This window comes from Azospirillum agricola (assembly GCF_017876095.1).
Taxonomy (GTDB): Bacteria; Pseudomonadota; Alphaproteobacteria; order Azospirillales; family Azospirillaceae; genus Azospirillum; species Azospirillum agricola.
On record NZ_JAGINM010000006.1, the window covers coordinates 61131 to 78034 of the forward strand.

Below are 16904 nucleotides of genomic sequence, written 5' to 3' on the forward strand. Positions count from 1 at the left end.
AGCATTCCCATGACCGAGCAGATCGGCATCCGCTGCGCCCTGATGCGCGGCGGGACCTCCAAGGGCGCCTATTTCCTGGCCTCGGACCTGCCGGCGGATCCGGCGGCGCGCGACCGCATCCTGCTGGCGGCGCTGGGGTCGCCCGACCCGCGCCAGATCGACGGCATCGGCGGCGCCCACCCGCTGACCAGCAAGGTCGCGGTGGTGTCGCGCTCGGAGCGGCCCGGCTGCGACGTCGATTACCTGTTCCTCCAGATCGTGCCGGACAAGGCGATCGTCTCGGACGCGCAGAATTGCGGGAACATCCTGGCCGGGGTCGCCCCCTTCGCCGTCGAGCGCGGGCTGGTGGCGCCGACGGGCGACCGCACCACCGTGCGCGTCTTCATGGTCAACACCGACGGCATCGCCGAGGTGACGGTGGAGACGCCGGGCGGCCGCGTGCGCTACGACGGCGACGTCGCCATCGACGGCGTGCCGGGGCGCCACGCCCCGGTGGTCCAGGCCTTCCTCGACACCGAGGGGTCGGTGTGCGGCGCCCTGCTGCCGACCGGCCGCGTCCTGGACGAGATCGCCGGCGTGCCCTGCACCCTGATCGACAACGGCATGCCGGTGGTGGTGATGCCGGCCGCCGCCTTCGGGCTGACCGGCTACGAGGACGCGGCGACGCTGGAGGGCGACGCCGCCCTGAAGGAACGGCTGGAGACGATCCGCATCGAGGCGGGCGAGCGCATGGGGCTGGGCGACGTGCGGACGCAGACCGTCCCGAAGCTGACCCTGGTGGCGCCGCCGCGGGACGGCGGCATGGTTTCGACGCGGACCTTCATCCCGTTCCGCCTGCACGATTCCATCGGCGTGCTGGGGGCGGTGACGGTGGCGACCGCCTGCCTGCTCGACGGCGCCCCGGCCAACGCCCTGGCGGTGGTTCCCGCCGGCTCGTCCAAGCGCTGCGACGTCGAGCATCCCACCGGCCGCCTGACCGTCGAGATCGAGCTCGAGGCGCGGGCCGAGGGGATCAAGCTGCGCCGCGCCGCCCTGGTGCGGACGGCGCGCCTGCTGATGGACGGCACCGTGTTCGTGCCCGGCACCGTCTGAAAGGCGGTTCGCTCCGGCTGCGGGACGGCTGTCCGCGATCGCGGACAGCCTGCCGGATGGCCGGTCAAACCGCCGCGTCCGGCACCGCCGGCTTCGGCTTCCTCCGCCGCTCGGTCAGTTGCGAGACCAGCCGGTAGAACAGCGGCACGAAGAAGACCGCCAGGAAGGTCGCGGCCAGCATGCCGCCGATCACCCCGGTGCCGATCGAATGGCGGCTGCCGGCACCCGCGCCCGCGCTGATGGCCAGCGGCACGCAGCCGAGGATGAAGGCCAGCGAGGTCATGACGATCGGGCGGAAACGCAGCCTCGCCGCCTCCATCGCCGCCTCCTGGACGCTGCGGCCCTCCTGGCGGAGCTGCACCGCGAACTCGACGATCAGGATGGCGTTCTTCGCCGCCAGACCGATCAGCGTCACCAGACCGATCTGGAAATAGACGTCGTTCTGCAACCCGCGCAGCCAGATCGCCAGCACCGCGCCGAACACCGCGAAGGGCACCGCCGTCACCACCGCCAGCGGCAGCGACCAGCGTTCGTACTGCGCCGCCAGGATCAGGAAGACCATGACGATGCCGAAGAGGAAGGCTTGGGACGCCGAGCCCTGGGTCGCCTGCTCCTGGAAGGCGGAACCGATGAAGCCGATCGAGAAGGTCTCCGGCAGGACCTTGGCCGCCGCCTCCTGGATCGCCGCCAGCGCCTGCCCCGAGCTGTAGCCGGGCGCCGGGCTGCCCATCACCTTGGCCGCCGGGAAGACGTTGAAGCGCTCCATCAGGTCGGGGCCGATGACGCGCTGGACCGTCACCAGACTGTCGAGCGGTATCATGTCGCCGGCGTTCGAGCGCACGAAGACGTGGCGCAAATCGTCGGGCTTCTCGCGGAATTCCGGCTCCGATTGCAGGTTGACGCGGTAGGCGCGGCCGAACAGCGTGAAGTCGTTGACGTAGAGGCTGCCGAAGCTGCTCTGCATCGTGTCGAAGATCACGTTGAGCGGCACGTCGAGCGCCTTGACCTTGTCGCGGTCGATGGTCACCCGGTATTGCGGCACGGCGGTCGAGAAGGTGGTGCGCACGCCGGCCAGCTCGGGATGCTTGGCGGCCTCCTGCACCAGCGCGTTGGTCGCCTGCATCAGCGCCTCGGCGTTGCCGCCGCCGCGGTTCTGCACATACAGCTCGAAGCCGCCGGTCGTGCTCATGCCGGTGATCGGCGGCGGGTTGAAGGACAGCACCATGGCGTCCTTGATGCCGCTTGCCATGCCCATGAAGGCGCCGGTCAGCTTGCGGGCGTCGAGCGAGGGATCCGTACGCTCCGACCAGTCCTTCAGCGTCACGAAGGACACGCCGGCGCTGGTCTTGTTCGACATCGACAGCAGGTCGAAGCCGGCGAAGGTGACGACGTCGGCCACCGCCGGCTGCTTGGCCAGCATGCCGTTGATGGTGTCGGTCACGGCGTTGGTGCGGCTCAGCGAGGCGGCCGGCGGCAGCACCGGCATCATGAAGACGTAGCCCTGGTCCTCCTCCGGCGCCAGCGCGCCGGGCACCCGCTGGAACAGCATGGCGGTGGCGCCGAGCAGCCCGGCGAACAGGATCAGGCTGAGGAAGGCCCGGCGGTTGAAGAAGCGCACCCCGAAGAGATAGCCGTTGGTCGCCCGCTCGAACCAGCGGTTGAAGATGCGGAAGGGCAGGATCGGCTCGGCGTGGCCGGGCTTGAGGATCAGGGCGCAGAGCGCCGGGGTCAGGGTGAGTGCTACGATGCCGGAGATCACCACCGACACCGCGATGGTGATGGCGAACTGCTTGTACATCTGCCCGACCAGCCCGCCCATGAAGGCGACCGGCACGAACACCGCGCACAGCACCAGCACGATGGCGATGACCGGGCCGCTGACCTCCTCCATCGCCTCGAAGGCGGCGTCGCGCGGCGACAGCTTGTCCTGCGCCATGATGCGCTCGACATTCTCCAGCACGACGATGGCGTCGTCCACCACGATGCCGATGGCCAGCACCATGCCGAACAGCGTCAGCAGGTTGATCGAGAAGCCCAGCAGATACATGCCGGCGAAGGTGCCGATCAGCGACACCGGCACCGCCAGCAGAGGGATGATGGTCGCCCGCCAGTTCTGGAGGAACAGGAAGACGACGCAGACGACCAGGATCAGCGCCTCGATGAAGGTGTGGATCACCTCGTCGATGGAGACCTGGACGAACTTGGTGGTGTCGAAGGGGATCGAGTAGGCGACGCCCTCGGGGAAGCGCTTGGCGACCTCGGCCATCTTGGCGCGCACCGCCTCGGCGGTGGCCAGCGCGTTGGCGCCGGGCTGGAGATAGACGCCGATGGCGACCGCCGGGCTGCCGTTGTAGGTGGCGGAGAAGTTGTAGTCCTGCGCCCCCAGCTCGACCCGCGCCACGTCCTTCAGGCGCAGCGCCGCGCCGTTGCTGTCGGCGCGCAGGATGATGTTGCCGAACTCCTCGGGATCGAGCAGGCGGCCGGGGGTGGTGACGCTGTAGGTGAAGGCCTGCGGCGTCGCCATCGGCTCCTGGCCGAAGCTGCCGGCGGCGAACTGCGAGTTCTGCTCGCGCACGGCGGCGGCGACGTCGCTCGGCGTCAGGTCGAAGCGCGCCAGCTTGTCCGGCCGCAGCCAGATGCGCATGGCGTAGTCCTTGGCCCCGAACAGCGAGGCGTCGCCGACGCCCGGCGTCCGCTTGAGGTCGTCGATGACGTTGAGCAGCGCGTAGTTCGACACGTAGACCGGATCGTAGCGCTTGTCCGGCGAGGACATGGTGACGACCTGGAGGATCGAGGTCGAGCGCTTGCGCACGGTGACGCCCTGGCGGCGCACCTCCTCGGGCAGGCGGGCCAGCGCCGCCTGCACGCGGTTGTTGACGTCGATGGTCGCCTGGTCGGGGTTGGTGCCGATCTGGAAGGTGACGGTCACCGACACCGTGCCGCTGGAGGATGCGGTCGAGCGCATGTAGAGCATGCGGTCGACGCCGTTGATCTGCTGCTCCAGCGGGGCGGCGACGGTCTCGGCGATGACCTCGGCGCTGGCGCCGGGGTAGGTCGCCGAGACGACGACCTCGGGCGGGACGATCTCGGGATACTGCGCGATCGGCAGCGCCCGCATCGCCATCAGCCCGGCGAGCACGATGACGACCGACAGCACGGTCGCGAAGACCGGCCGGTCGATGAAGAAGCGGGAGATCATCGCGCGGCCTCCTTGGCGGGGGAGGCGGCGGGAGCCGGAGCAGCCGGAGCGGGGGCCGCCGGGGCGACGGCCTTGACGGTGGCGCCGGGGCGCACCTTGATGACGCCCTCGGTGATCAGCCGGTCGCCGCTCTTCAGCCCGTCGGCGACGACGAAGCGGTCGCCGACGGCGCGGCCGAGCCTGACCGGGCGGATCTGCGCCTGCACCGCCCCCTCGCCGGGCACGACATAGACGAAGGTGCCCTGCGGTCCCTGCATCACCGCCTTCTGCGGCACGGCGATGGCGTTCTTCAGCGTCATGCCCTTGACCACCGCGCGGACGAACTGGCCGGGCAGCAGCCGGTTGTCGGGGTTGGCGACGACGGCGCGGGCGCGGATGGTGCCGGTGCGCGGGTCGACCGTGCTGTCGGTGTAGTTGATCTGGCCGCTGCCGCCGAGCACCGTCCCGTTGGCGGTGCGGACGTCGACCGGCAGATGGCCGTCGGCCGGGGCGGCGACGGTCCCCTTGGCGATCTCCTCGCGGTAGATCGTCGCCTCGGCGTCGGGAATGGCGAAGTTGACGTAGACCGGGTCGAGCTGGGTGATGTTGGTCAGCAGCCCGTTGCTTCCGGTGTCGACGAGGCTGCCCTCCGACATCGTTTCGCGGCTGGTGACGCCGCTGACCGGGGCCTTGACCTGGGTGTAGTCGAGGTCGATCTTGGCCGCCCGCACCTCGGCCTCGGCCACCGCGACGCTGGCGCGGGCGAGGTCGAGCGCCGACAGCGCCTCGTCGCGCTCCCGCCCGCTGACCGTCTCGCGCTGGAACAGCGGCTCGATGCGCTTCCAGTTGCGGTCGGCCTGGAGCAGCCGGGCCTGCTCCTGGCGGAGCTGCGCCTCGGCGCGGGCCAGCTTGACGCGGTAGGGCTCGGGGTCGAGGCGGAACAGCACGTCGCCCTGCTTGACGACGGAGCCCTCGACGTAGGTGCGCTCCAGCAGGATGCCGCCGACGCGCGCCCGCACCTCGACCTCGCGCGAGCCGGCGACGCGGCCGGCGTATTCGAAGCTGAGCGGCACGTCCTGCGCCTGGACGAGGATGGCGGTCACTTCCGGAGGAGGCGGGGCGGTCTGCGCCAGCGCCGGCCCGGTGCAGACGGCAAGCAGCAGCGACGCGGCGAGCGGCGCCGCGAGGAAACCAGGAAAGGCGTGGCGCGCGGAACTTGCGGTCATGGCGGCTTCCGGACGGGGCTGTCGGGGGAAATGATGCGCCTGTTGTATACAGACATTCATGCATGTATGTAAAGCGGCAGGGCGACACCTGAGGGCAGGCGCTGTATAAGGACGCCCGCGAGGGAAGGCCGATGGTACGACGGACGAAAGAAGAAGCGGAGCAGACCCGCAACGCCATCCTCGACGCCGCCGAGGCGCTGTTCTTCGAGCAGGGCGTCGCGCGCACCACGCTGGAGGGGATCGCGCGGGCGGCCGGGGTCACCCGTGGCGCCGTCTATTGGCACTTCCACGACAAGGTCGATCTGTTCGAGGCGATGCAGGCCCGCGCCAAGCTGCCGCAGGAGGACGTCTTCCACGGACTGCTCGACCGGGCGGACGCCTCGTCCCTGGAGGCGTTGTGCGCCACGTTGAAGGAGGTGTTGCAGCTGATGGTCACCGACCAGCGGCGCCGCCGTGTCTTCACCATCCTGTTCCACCGCTGCGAGTATGTCGAGGAGATGCGCGGGATCATCGAGCGCAAGCAGGCCCGCACCGACGAATTCATGGAACGCGCGACCCGATTCTTCGAGGCGGCGGCGGCGCGGGGGGATCTGGCGCCGCACTGGCTGCCGGCGGCGGCGGCGCTGTCGATGCACGCGCTGCTGATCGGGCTGTTGAGCCGGATGCTCCAGGCCGGCGCCCCGGACGAGCGCGCGGTCGCCCTGGCCCAGGAGTGCGTCACCGCCTTCTTCCGCTCCCTGGCGATCTCCGGCGATCCGGCCCCGGGAGCCGGCGGGGCTCCGACGTAACAGGGCGACACCGAAGCCTGGGCTGACGTGAAAGCGCCACGGAACCCGTTACCACGCTGTCCAGCCCTTTCCCCGTGGGAGAGGGCTGGACAGCGGTGTTGCGATGGGATTTCCTCAAGCCACCGGCGTCGTGAAGCTCACGCTCGCCGGCCGGCCCGGCAAATCCAGCTCCGCCTGCACCGGGGCGCAGCGGCTGATCACCCGTCCACGGCGCAGCACCAGCAGCCGCGCGGCCCGCGTGCGGATCGCCTCGACCGGGCTGCCGGCCTGGAGCACCACCAGATCGGCGTTGCAGCCCGGCTCCAGCCCGTAGCCCTCGAGGTGCAGCAGCTTGGCCGGGTTGACGGTGACGGCGTCGAAGCAGGCGGCCATGCCGGCCTGCCCGGTCATCTGCCCGACATGCAGCCCCATGTGCGCCACCTCCAGCATGTCGCCGGAGCCGAGCGGGTACCAGGGATCCATCACACAGTCGTGCCCGAACGCCACCGTCAGCCCGGCGGCCATCAGTTCGGGCACGCGGGTCATGCCGCGGCGCTTCGGGTAGCTGTCGTGGCGGCCTTGCAGGGTGATGTTGATCAGCGGGTTGGCGATCACGCCGAGGTTCGCCTCCGCCATCAGCGGGATCAGTTTGGAAACATAGTAGTTGTCCATCGAGTGCATGGATGTCAGGTGCGATCCCGTCACCCGGCCCTGCATCCCCAGCCGTTGCGCCTCATAGGCCAGAGTCTCGACATGGCGCGACAGCGGGTCGTCGCTCTCGTCGCAATGCATGTCGACCAGCAGCCCGCGCTCCGCCGCGATCTCGCAGAGCAGCCGGACCGAGGCGGCGCCGTCGGCCATCGTCCGCTCGAAATGCGGGATGCCGCCGACGACATCGACGCCCAGGTCGAGCGCCCGCCTCAGCCGCTCCTCGGTGCCGGGGGAGCGCAGCACGCCGTCCTGCGGGAAGGCGACGAGTTGCAGATCCAGATAGGGCGCGACGCGCTTCCGAACCTCCAGCAGCGCCTCGACCGCCAGCAGGCGCGGGTCGCAGACGTCGACGTGGCTGCGGATCGCCAGCAGGCCGCGCGCCACCGCCCAGTCGCAATAGGCCAGCGCCCGCTCGACGATGGCCTCCTGGACCAGCTGCGGCTTCAGCTCGCCCCACAGCGCGATGCCCTCCAGCAGCGTGCCGGACTGGTTGACGCGCGGCAGCCCGTAGCTGAGCGTCGAATCCATGTGGAAATGCGCGTCCACGAAGGGTGGCGTCACCAGCCGGCCGGTGGCGTCGACCTCGCTGCCGGCCTCGCCGGGCAGCTCCGGCGCGACGGCGGCGATGCGGCCGTCCTTGATTGCGATGTCGACGCCCTTGCGGCCATCCGGCAGGGTGGCGCGGCGCAGGACCAGATCGAACATCAGCGTTCTCCTTTGCGGTAGGGCACCATCAGGGCGCGCGGGTAGGAGGCGCGGCGCGCCACCAGGACCAGCGCCAGGATGCTCAGCAGATAGGGCATCATCAGGAAGACTTGATAAGGCAGGACGCCGCCGGCCACCTGCTGCAACCGCAGTTGCAGCGCGTCGAAGACGGCGAACAGCAGCGCGCCCAGCAGCGCCTTGCCCGGCCGCCAGGAGGCGAAGACCACCAGCGCCACGCAGATCCAGCCGCGCCCGTTGACCATGTTGAAGAAGAAGGCGTTGAAGGCCGACAGCGTCAGGAAGGCGCCGGCCAGCGCCATCAGCGCGCTGCCCGCCATCACGGCACCGATGCGCAGGGCGGTGACGTTGAGGCCCTGCGCCTCGGCCGCCGCCGGATTCTCGCCGACCAGCCGCACCGCCAGCCCGACCGGCGTGCGGTACAGCACATAGGCGACCAGCACGACCAGCGCCAGCGCGAGGTAGGTCAGCGGCGTCTGCGCCAGCGCCCCCGGCAAATCGAGCGGCTGGAACGGAGTGACCGTCGGCGGCGTGCTCGCCTGCGGCAGCACGAGGCGGTAGACGTAGTAGGACAGGCTGGTCCCCAGCAGCGTGACGCCGATGCCGGTGACATGCTGCGACAGGCCGAGCGGCACCGTCAGCAGCGCGTGCAGCAGCCCGAGCAGCGCCCCGCAACCGGCCGCGAAGACCACGCCGGTCCACAGGTCGGCGCCCTGGTAGACCGCCATCCAGCCGGCCATGGCGCCCAGCGTCATGATGCCCTCGATGCCGAGGTTGAGCACGCCGGCGCGCTCGCACAGCAGCTCCCCCAGCGTGCCCAGCACATAGGGGGTGGCGATGCGCAGGACCGCCGTCCAGAAGGCGGCGGAGACGAGAATGTCGAGAATTTCGGTCACGTCAGCCTCGCCGCAGGCGGTAACGCGCCAGCAGCCCGGCGACCAGCATGCAGAGCAGGCTGGTGGCGACGAGCACGTCGGCGATGTAGTTGGGCACCGGCATGGCGCGGCTCATGGCGTCGGCGCCGACGAAGATGCCGGCGATGAACAGCGCCGCCCCGACCACGCCCAGCGGGTGAAGCTGCGCCAGCATGGCGACGACGATGCCGCTGTAGCCGAAGCCGGGCGACAGGTCGAGCGTCAGATAGCCCTTCAGCCCGCAGACCTCCGCCGCCCCTGCCAGCCCGGCGAGCCCGCCGGACAGCAGCGCCGTGCGCAGCATGACCCGCGTCACCGGCATGCCGGCGAAGGCGGCGGCGCGCGGGTTGGCGCCGACCGCGCGGTTCTCGTAGCCCCAGATGGTCCGCGTGTCGATCAGCCACAGCAGTAGCGACAGGCCGAGCGCGATGGCGAGGCCGGCGTGCAGGCGGGTGCGCTCGACCAGCTTGGGCAGCTCGGCCGCCGGATCGACCGGGGCCGACTGCGGCCAGCCCATGCCCATCGGGTCCTTGAGCGCGCCCTCCAGCAGCATCGACACGAACAGCAGCACGACGAAGTTCAGCAGCAGCGTTGTCACCACCTCGTCGACGCCGAAGCGGACCTTCAGCACCGCCGGCCCCAGCAGGGTGACGCCGCCGGCCGCCATGCCGGCGAGCAGCACGACCGGCATCAGCAGCCAGGCCGGCAGGTCGAGCATCCCGCCGCCCAGCACCACGGCGGCGAGCGCCCCCATGTAGAGCTGCCCCTCGGCGCCGATGTTCCACAGCTTGGCGCGGAAGGCGACGGCGGCGGCCAGCCCGGTGAGGATCAGCGGGGTGGCCCTGGTCAGCGTTTCGGTCAGGGCGAAGCGCGAGCCGACGGCGCCCTCGATCAGCAGCCCGTAGGCGCGCAGCACCGGCGCGCCGGTCCAGGCGACCAGCAGGGCGCAGAGCGCCAGCGCCGCCAGCACGGCGCCCAGCGGCGCCAGCAGCCGGACGGCGAGCGGGGTATCGGTGCGCGGTTCAAGCCGCATCGACGATCTCCGGAAGAATGTCCCAGTGCCCGGCCATCAGCAGGCCGAGCTGGCCGACCGACACGCGGCCGTGCGGCAGCAGCGGGGTCAGGCGCCCGTGGTGGATGACGGCGATGCTGTCGGCGAGCGCCAGGATCTCGTCGAGATCCTCGGAGATCAGCAGTACCCCGGCGCCGCGCGCGCGGGCCTCCAGCAGCCGGCCATGGACGTAGGACACGGCACCGACGTCGAGCCCGCGCGTCGGCTGGCTCGCCAGGATCAGGTCGGGCCCGTGCGCCAGCGTGCGGCCGAGGATCAGCTTCTGCATGTTGCCGCCGGACAGCAGCTGCGTGCGGGCGTCCGGCCCCGGGCAGCGCACGTCGAAGGCGGAAATCACCTCGCGGGCGTAGGCGCGGGCGGCGCCCCGGCGCAGCACGCCCAAGCGCGAGAAATCCCGGTCGCGGTAGCGTTCGGCGATCAGATTCTCCCACACCGCCATGGCGCCGACGAGGCCGGCGCTGTGGCGGTCCTCCGGGATGCGGGCGACGCCGCGCCGCACCATGCCGGCCGGGTCGGCGCGGTCGATCCGCTCGCCCTTCAGCGCGGCGTGGCCGCCAGCCGGGTGGATCAGGCCGCTGACCAGCTCGGCCAGCGCCGTCTGGCCGTTGCCCGACACGCCGGCGATGCCGATCACCTGATGGCGCCGCACGGTGAGATCCACCGTGTCGAGCAGCGGGCGGCCGTGGCCGGAGGCGACCGTCACGCTGGCCAGTTCCAGCACCGGGGCGCCGGGCACCAGCGCGGCGGGGGCGGGCGGCTTGACCGCGCGGCCGACCATCAGCTCGGCCAGCCGGTGCTGGTCGGTCGAGGCCGTCGCGTGGGTGGCGACCAGCTTGCCGGCGCGCAGCACGGCCACCGTGTCGCTGGCGGCGAAGACCTCGTTCATCTTGTGGCTGATGAAGACGACCGCCAGCCCATCCGCCGTCAGCTTGCGCAGCGTGTCGAACAGGCCGGCGGATTCCTGCGGCGTCAGCACCGCCGTGGGTTCGTCCAGGATCAGGATGCGGGCGTCGCGGTAGAGCGCCTTCAGGATCTCCACCCGCTGCCGCTCGCCGACCGACAGGTCGCCGACCGGCGCGTCGGGCCGCACGCCCAGCCCGAAGCGCTGGGCCAGCGCCAGCAGCTTGCGCTTGGCCGCCGCGCGGTCCGACCAGGGCCGCCACAGCCGCTCGGTGCCGACGGCGACGTTGTCGAGCACCGACAAATTGTCGGCCAGCGTGAAGTGCTGGTGGACCATGCCGATGCCGGCCCGCAGCGCCGCCTTGGGCGAGCCGGGGGGCAGGGGACGGCCGAACGCCTCGATGGTTCCGGAATCGGCGACGTAATGGCCGAACAGGATGTTCATCAGGGTCGTCTTGCCGGCACCGTTCTCGCCGAGCAGCGCCAGCACCTCGCCGGCGCGGAGCGTCAGCGAGATGCCGTCGTTGGCGAGAAGCGGGCCGAAGCGCTTGGTGATGCCGTCGAGGCGGAGGACAACCTCCGCCCCTCCGGACACCGCGCGGGACGCGGGTGTGGGCATGACGGGGAGGCGTCCGATCACATCGTCGACTTGGGCTCGCCGTCGTCGACCTTGACGGTGAATTTGCCGGCGCGGATCTCGGCCTCGCGGGCCTTGACCTTGGCGATCACCTCGGCCGGGATCTTGGATTCGAAGGTGCCGAGCGGGGCGAGGCTGGAGCCCTTGTGCTCCATCTTCGAATAGGGGCCGTAATCCTCGGCCTTGTAGCTGCCGGCCTTCACGGCGGCGATGGCGCGGTCGACCGACGGTTCCATGTGCCACAAGGCGCTCGCCACCACGGTGTCGGGGTATTGCGGCTGGGTGTCGATGACGTTGCCGATGGCGAGCACCTTGCGTTCCTTGGCCGCGTCCGACACGCCGAAGCGCTCGGCGTACATCACGTCGGCGCCGCGGTCGATCATGGCGAAGGCGGCTTCCTTGGCCTTGGGCGGATCGAACCAGCTGCCGATGAAGCTGACCGAGACCTTGACCTTCGGGTTGACCTCCTTGGCGCCCTCGACGAAGGCGTTCATCAGGCGGTTGACCTCGGGGATCGGGTAGCCGCCGACCAGACCGATGACGTTCGACTTGGTCATGGCGCCGGCGATCATGCCGGTCAGATAGGCCGGCTCCTGGATGTAGTTGTCGAAGACCGAGAAGTTCGGCTCCTGCGGCTTGAAGCTGGAGCCCATGACGAAGGCGGTCTTCGGGTAGTCCTTGGCGACGGCGCGGGCGGCGCGCTCGACCCCGAACACCTCGCCGAAGACGAGCTGCTGGCCGGCCTCGGCGTACTGGCGCATGACGCGCTCGTAGTCGGTGTTGGCGACCGATTCGGCCCAGACATACTCGATCTCGCCGCGCGCCTCGGCGGCCTTCAGCGCGGTGTGGATGCGGCTGACCCACTGCTGCTCGATCGGAACCGTGTAGACGCCGGCGACCTTGACCTTGCCCTGCGCCCAGGCCGGCAGGGCGCCCGTCATCACACCGGCGACCACCACGGCCGCGACACCACCCAGCACGGCCCGGCGCGCCACGCGCGCGGCCTTCGCGAATCCCCGAACACCCATCCGAAACCCCTCCGTCGTCTTGCCCGCCGGCGCGCCCGCGCGCGTCCGCCGCCGATCTGCGCCCATGCGCAAAGCCCCGGCTTGTTGCAACGGTGGTGCCACATGACGCCGCCCTTGCGGCTCCGTCCGGCCCCCGCGCACCCAGGGATCACGAAATTGGCATGTGACCGAAAGATGGGCAACCCTTCCATGGCAAGGGTCGGGATTGGCCAATCGGGCGGCAGTAACAACAAAAATATACAGTCAATAGTGATTATAATTTTCTATATTTACAGTAGATAAAAGACCGGTCTACCATGGCTCTGCGGCGTCGGAGGCCTTCTGCGCATCGGGTTTTCCGGCGCCGCGACCGTGAAACCGGCGGGTTGGGGTGGCTTTGTCCCTCCGGCATCCCGCCCCGCCGGTGTCCGGCCGCCATTCCTCGTCCCACGCCCAATACCAGCCCGAGGTCAGCCGTGCCAGACGCCGCCTTTCCGACCCTGACCGCCACACCGCTCGGCCCGACCATCGGCGCCCGCGTCACCGGCATCGACCTCAGCCGCCCGCTGTCGGCGTCGGCCGCCGCTGAGCTGGAGGCGCTGCTGGTCCATCATCAAGTGCTGTTCTTCGAGAAGCAGCCGCTGACCCCGGCGCAGCAGCGCGCCTTTGCCGCCAGCTTCGGGCCGCTGCACGTCCACCCGGTCTACCCCAGCGTGCCGGACTTCCCGGAGATCATGGTGCTCGACACCGGGCCGCACAACCCGACCGACAACGACGTCTGGCACACCGACGTCACCTTTGTGGAAGCGCCGCCGGCCATCGTCGCGCTGTCGGCCAAGAAGGTCCCGCCGTCGGGCGGCGACACGCTGTGGAGCAGCGCCTTCGCCGCCTACGAGGCGCTTTCGGAACCGCTGCGCCGGTTGCTGGAGCCGCTGAAGGCGGTGCACGACTTCACCCGCTCCTTCCCCGAATGGCGCCACAACGCGCCGGGCGTGTACGAACGCTGGCTCGAGGCGCGGGCCAAGAATCCGGTGCGTGTCCATCCGGTGGTCCGCACCCACCCGGTGAACGGCCGCAAGGCCCTGTTCGTCAACGAGAACTTCACCGCCCACATCCTCGGGCTGAGCCCGAAGGAGAGCGACGGAATCCTGCGCATCCTGTTCGAGCATGTCACCCGGCCGGAATTCACCGTGCGCTGGAACTGGAAGCCGGACGATCTGGCGCTGTGGGACAACCGCTCGACCCAGCATTACGCGGTGAACGACTATCTGCCGCACAGCCGCCTGATGCACCGCGCCACCGTGCTGGGCGACCGGCCGGTGTGAGAGAGTTCCTGCCACATGCCCCCACCCCGACCCTCCCCCGCTAACGCAGGGGAGGGTCGGGGTGGGGGCATGGGTTAGGGGCTTGTGTGCCGGCGCTCACCCCTCCGGAAAGTCCGGCGGCACCGGCTCCACCGCCGGCAACCGTGCGACGGCCTTCAGCGTGTCTTCGGCGATGCCGAAGTTCCGCACGTAGGCGGTTGCCGCCTCGCGGTGCGGCTGGAAATCCCACGGCGTGTGGCGGCCCGTCAGCAGGATGCGGTGGGCGAACAGGCGGCGGTTCTGGCTCTCGATCACCGCCTGCCTCAACGCCGCCGCGTCCCAGCGCCGCGCCACGGCGGCGGCCAGCGACGCCTCGACCTCGGCCAGCAGCGGGTCGCCGGAGCGGTTGACCAGCTCCCGCGGGTCGCTCTCCAGGTCGAAGAGCTGCGGCGGGTCGCCCTCGCAAGCGATGTACTTGTAAGGGCCGCGCCGCACCATGAAGGCCGGGGCGAGGACGCCCTCGCCGAGATACTCCGCGTACACGGCTTCGTCGCCCTCGCGCTTCCGGCCCTCCAGCAGCGGCAGCAGGCTGGTGCCGTCGAGCGGGTCGACGGGCGGCGGCGCCCGCCCGCCGATCAGGTCGAGGAAGGTCGGGAACAGATCGACGTGCGACACCGGATCGGACACCCGGCCCGGTTTCCAGCGCCCTGGCGCGTGGACCAGCAGCGGCACGCGCGACGACCATTCGAAGAAGGTCATCTTGTACCACATGCCTCGCTCGCCCAGCATCTCGCCATGGTCGCCGGTGAAGACGACGATGGTGTCGTCGGCCAGCCCGGCCCGCGTCAGCGCGGTCAGCAGCCGCCCGACCAGCTCGTCGACGTAGCTGACCGAGCCGTAATAGGCGTGGCGCGCCGTGCGCACCCGCTCCGGCGTCAGATCGTAGCGATGGATGCTGTCCATCACATGCAGGCGGCGGCTGTGCGGATCCTGCTCGGCCAGCGGGATCGCCGGGACCGAGGGGGCGTCGATGGAAGCGTGGTCGTAGAGGTCCCAATGCTCGGGCAGGCAGTTGAACGGGTCGTGCGGGTGGGTGAAGGACACCGTCAGGAAGAAGGGCGCCTCGTCGCCCCGCCCGGCGCCCGTCCGCCCATAATCGTAGATCTTCTGCACCGCCTGATGCGCCGTCTCCTCGTCGAAGTCGATTTGCAGGCTGCGGTGGCAGGGGCCGGCCTCGATGACGCTGGCCATGTGGTGCGACCAGTCGTATTGCAGCGCGCCGTTCGCCCAGTCCGGCGTCCAGCCGAAATCCGCCGGGTAGATGTCGGTGGTCAGCCGCTCCTCGAAGCCGTGGAGCTGGTCGGCGCCGACGAAATGCATCTTGCCCGACAAACAGGTGCGGTAGCCCGCCGCGCGGAAATGATGGACGAGGGTCGGCACCGAGGAGGCGAACTCGGCGGCGTTGTCGTAGGCGCCGATGGCGGACGGCAGCCGCCCCGACAGCAGCGAGAAGCGCGAGGGCGCGCAGAGCGGATAGTTGCAGTAGGCATTCTCGAACACCACGCCCTCGGCCGCCAGCCGCGACAGGTTGGGCGTCCTGACCAGCGGATGACCGTAAAAAGGCAAGGCGGGGGCCGCCAGCTGGTCGGCCATGATGAACAGGATGTTGGGGGGACGGGACACGACTCGACACACTCCGGGATGACGGAAACTCACAGCTTGCCTTTCCAGGGCACCAGCCACGCTTCCAGCAGGCGCATGCCGTAGGAGAAGGCGAAGGCCCACACGGCGATGACGCCGATGCCGACGAACACCACGTCGGTCGCCAGGAAATGCGAGGCCGACATGATCATGAAGCCGATGCCGCGCGTCGCCGCGATCAGCTCGGCCGCCACCAGCGTGCTCCAGCCGACGCCGATGCCGATGCGCAGGCCGGTCAGGATCTCCGGCAGGGCGCTGGGCAGCACGATCTCGCGGAAGATCTGCCAGCGGGTGGCGCCGAGCGACAGGGCGGCGTTGACCCGCTCGATCGGCAGCGCCCGCACGCCGGCCTGGGCCGACAGGCAGACCGGCGCGAACATCGCCAGCGTCAGCAGCACGATCTTGGAGACCTCCCCGATGCCGAGCCAGATGATCATCAGCGGCAGGTAGGCGAGCGGCGGCAGCGGCCAGTAGAACTCGATGGGCGTGTCGAAGACGCCCTTGGCCCAGCGGTTCAGCCCCATCGCCAGCCCGAGCGGAATGCCGAGCGAGGCGGCGACGAAGGCGGCGGTGAAGATGCGGAACAGGCTGGCCGAGACATGCTCCCACAGGGTGGCGCCGGCGTAGCCCTCCTCGGCGATGGCGAGGAACTGGGCCAGCACCTCCTGCGGGCCGGGCAGGAACAGCGGCGGCACCAGCCGGAACTCCGCCACCAGGAACCACGCCCCGACCAGCACCAGCGCGGTGGCGAGGCTGATCGGGGCGGTGCGGGCGCCGTCGAGGCCGAAGGGGTGCAGACGGACCAGCTTCGGCGTCGCCGGCGGGGCGATCACCGACTCGTCGCGACGGGTCAGGTCGGTCATTGCGGCCGTCCCTCATGGTGTGGGCCCGCGTGATGGGGCCGGTGGACGATGTCGCGGATCTCGTCGTACAGCTCGGCGAAGCGCGGTGACGACAGGATCGCCCGCACGTCGCGCTCGGCGGCGAACTGGCGGACGAAATCCAGCTCGAAGCGGGCGACGATGCGGCCGGGGCGCGGCGACATCACCACCACCGTCGTGCCGAGGAACAGCGCCTCCTCGATGGAATGGGTGATGAAGAAGATGCGCTTGCCGGTGCGCGCCCAGACGTCGATCAGCAGCTCCTGCATCTGCTCGCGCGTCAGGCTGTCGAGCGCGCCGAAGGGTTCGTCCATCAGCAGGATCTTCGGGTCGGTGGCCAACGCGCGGGCGATGCCGACGCGCTGGCGCATGCCGCCCGACAGCTCGTGCGGGGTGGAATCGGCGAAGCCGTCGAGCCCGACCAAGCCCAGCAGCTCCTCCGCCCGCTCGCGCCGCCGGCGCGCCGGGACGCCGGCGAATTTCAGGCCGAGCGCGACATTCTCGGCGACACTCTTCCAGGGCAGCAGCGTGTCCTTCTGGAAGACGACGCCGCGGTCGGCGCCGGGCCGCTCGACCGGGCGGCCGTCGAGCGTGATCGAGCCGTCGGACAGCGGCAGGAAACCGGCGATGGCGTTGAGCAGGGTCGATTTCCCACAGCCCGAGGCGCCGAGCGCCACGACGATGCTGTTGGCGTCAATGTCGAGCGAGGCGCGGTCGAGCGCGTGGACCACCCGGCCGTCGCGGGCGGGAAAGAAGACGCTGGCGTTGTGAACCTGGAGCATGGCTTCCCC

General features: G+C 70.3%; 13 protein-coding genes. 3 read left to right on the forward strand and 10 right to left on the reverse strand.

Translation table 11 applies throughout. The annotated features are described in order from the left end of the window. Positions 1–9 precede the first annotated feature (9 nt). A complete protein-coding gene (locus tag J2847_RS10535; protein ID WP_209778948.1) occupies positions 10–1092 on the forward strand; it encodes a 4-oxalomesaconate tautomerase in 1083 nt (360 codons plus the stop codon). Positions 1093–1156: 64 nt separating this feature from the next. Here the strand turns inward: J2847_RS10535 and J2847_RS10540 are convergent, their stop codons facing one another. Both J2847_RS10540 and J2847_RS10545 read right to left on the reverse strand, forming a co-directional pair. Next, positions 1157–4291, reverse strand: a complete 3135-nt coding sequence (locus J2847_RS10540) for an efflux RND transporter permease subunit (protein WP_211114695.1) — start codon at positions 4289–4291, stop codon at positions 1157–1159. Next, positions 4288–5496, reverse strand: coding sequence for an efflux RND transporter periplasmic adaptor subunit (locus tag J2847_RS10545; protein WP_209778949.1), 1209 nt, complete (start codon positions 5494–5496; stop codon positions 4288–4290). The genes J2847_RS10540 and J2847_RS10545 overlap by 4 nt, the downstream gene beginning before the upstream one ends. Positions 5497–5627: 131 nt before the next feature. Between J2847_RS10545 and J2847_RS10550 the strand changes: the two genes are divergently transcribed. Then, positions 5628–6284, forward strand: coding sequence for a TetR family transcriptional regulator (locus tag J2847_RS10550; protein ID WP_209778950.1), 657 nt, complete (start codon positions 5628–5630; stop codon positions 6282–6284). A 114-nt stretch (positions 6285–6398) separates the two neighbouring features. Here the strand turns inward: J2847_RS10550 and J2847_RS10555 are convergent, their stop codons facing one another. From J2847_RS10555 to J2847_RS10575, 5 genes are read right to left on the reverse strand one after another with little or no spacing between them, the layout of a single operon-like run. Continuing rightward, the gene (locus J2847_RS10555; RefSeq protein ID WP_209778951.1) at positions 6399–7679 is read right to left on the reverse strand and encodes an amidohydrolase family protein; all 1281 of its coding nucleotides are present in this window, start codon (positions 7677–7679) and stop codon (positions 6399–6401) included. Further along, a complete protein-coding gene (locus tag J2847_RS10560) occupies positions 7679–8593 on the reverse strand; it encodes an ABC transporter permease (RefSeq protein WP_209778952.1) in 915 nt (304 codons plus the stop codon). Before J2847_RS10560 ends, J2847_RS10555 begins: the two co-directional genes overlap by 1 nt. A 1-nt stretch (position 8594) precedes the next feature. After that, positions 8595–9644: an ABC transporter permease gene (locus J2847_RS10565; RefSeq protein WP_209778953.1), complete on the reverse strand. Its 1050-nt coding sequence runs from the start codon at positions 9642–9644 to the stop codon at positions 8595–8597. Beyond that, a complete protein-coding gene (locus tag J2847_RS10570) occupies positions 9634–11202 on the reverse strand; it encodes an ABC transporter ATP-binding protein (RefSeq protein ID WP_209778954.1) in 1569 nt (522 codons plus the stop codon). The genes J2847_RS10565 and J2847_RS10570 overlap by 11 nt, the downstream gene beginning before the upstream one ends. 17 nt (positions 11203–11219) lie before the next feature. Next, positions 11220–12248 carry a BMP family protein gene (locus J2847_RS10575; RefSeq protein ID WP_209778955.1) on the reverse strand — a complete coding sequence of 343 codons (1029 nt, stop codon included), beginning with the start codon at positions 12246–12248 and terminating at the stop codon, positions 11220–11222. 455 nt (positions 12249–12703) lie between these two features. Between J2847_RS10575 and tauD the strand changes: the two genes are divergently transcribed. After that, positions 12704–13552: a taurine dioxygenase gene (gene tauD, locus J2847_RS10580; RefSeq protein ID WP_325169366.1), complete on the forward strand. Its 849-nt coding sequence runs from the start codon at positions 12704–12706 to the stop codon at positions 13550–13552. Positions 13553–13648: 96 nt separating this feature from the next. On the opposite strand, the gene betC is transcribed toward tauD, so the two are convergent. The 3 genes from betC to J2847_RS10595 are packed head-to-tail and all read right to left on the reverse strand — an operon-like array spanning position 13649 to position 16895. Next, positions 13649–15214 carry a choline-sulfatase gene (gene betC / locus J2847_RS10585; protein ID WP_209778957.1) on the reverse strand — a complete coding sequence of 522 codons (1566 nt, stop codon included), beginning with the start codon at positions 15212–15214 and terminating at the stop codon, positions 13649–13651. A gap of 29 nt (positions 15215–15243) precedes the next feature. Further along, the gene (locus J2847_RS10590; protein WP_209778958.1) at positions 15244–16095 is read right to left on the reverse strand and encodes an ABC transporter permease subunit; all 852 of its coding nucleotides are present in this window, start codon (positions 16093–16095) and stop codon (positions 15244–15246) included. Then, positions 16092–16895, reverse strand: coding sequence for a taurine ABC transporter ATP-binding protein (locus J2847_RS10595; protein WP_209778959.1), 804 nt, complete (start codon positions 16893–16895; stop codon positions 16092–16094). Before J2847_RS10595 ends, J2847_RS10590 begins: the two co-directional genes overlap by 4 nt. Positions 16896–16904 lie beyond the last annotated feature (9 nt).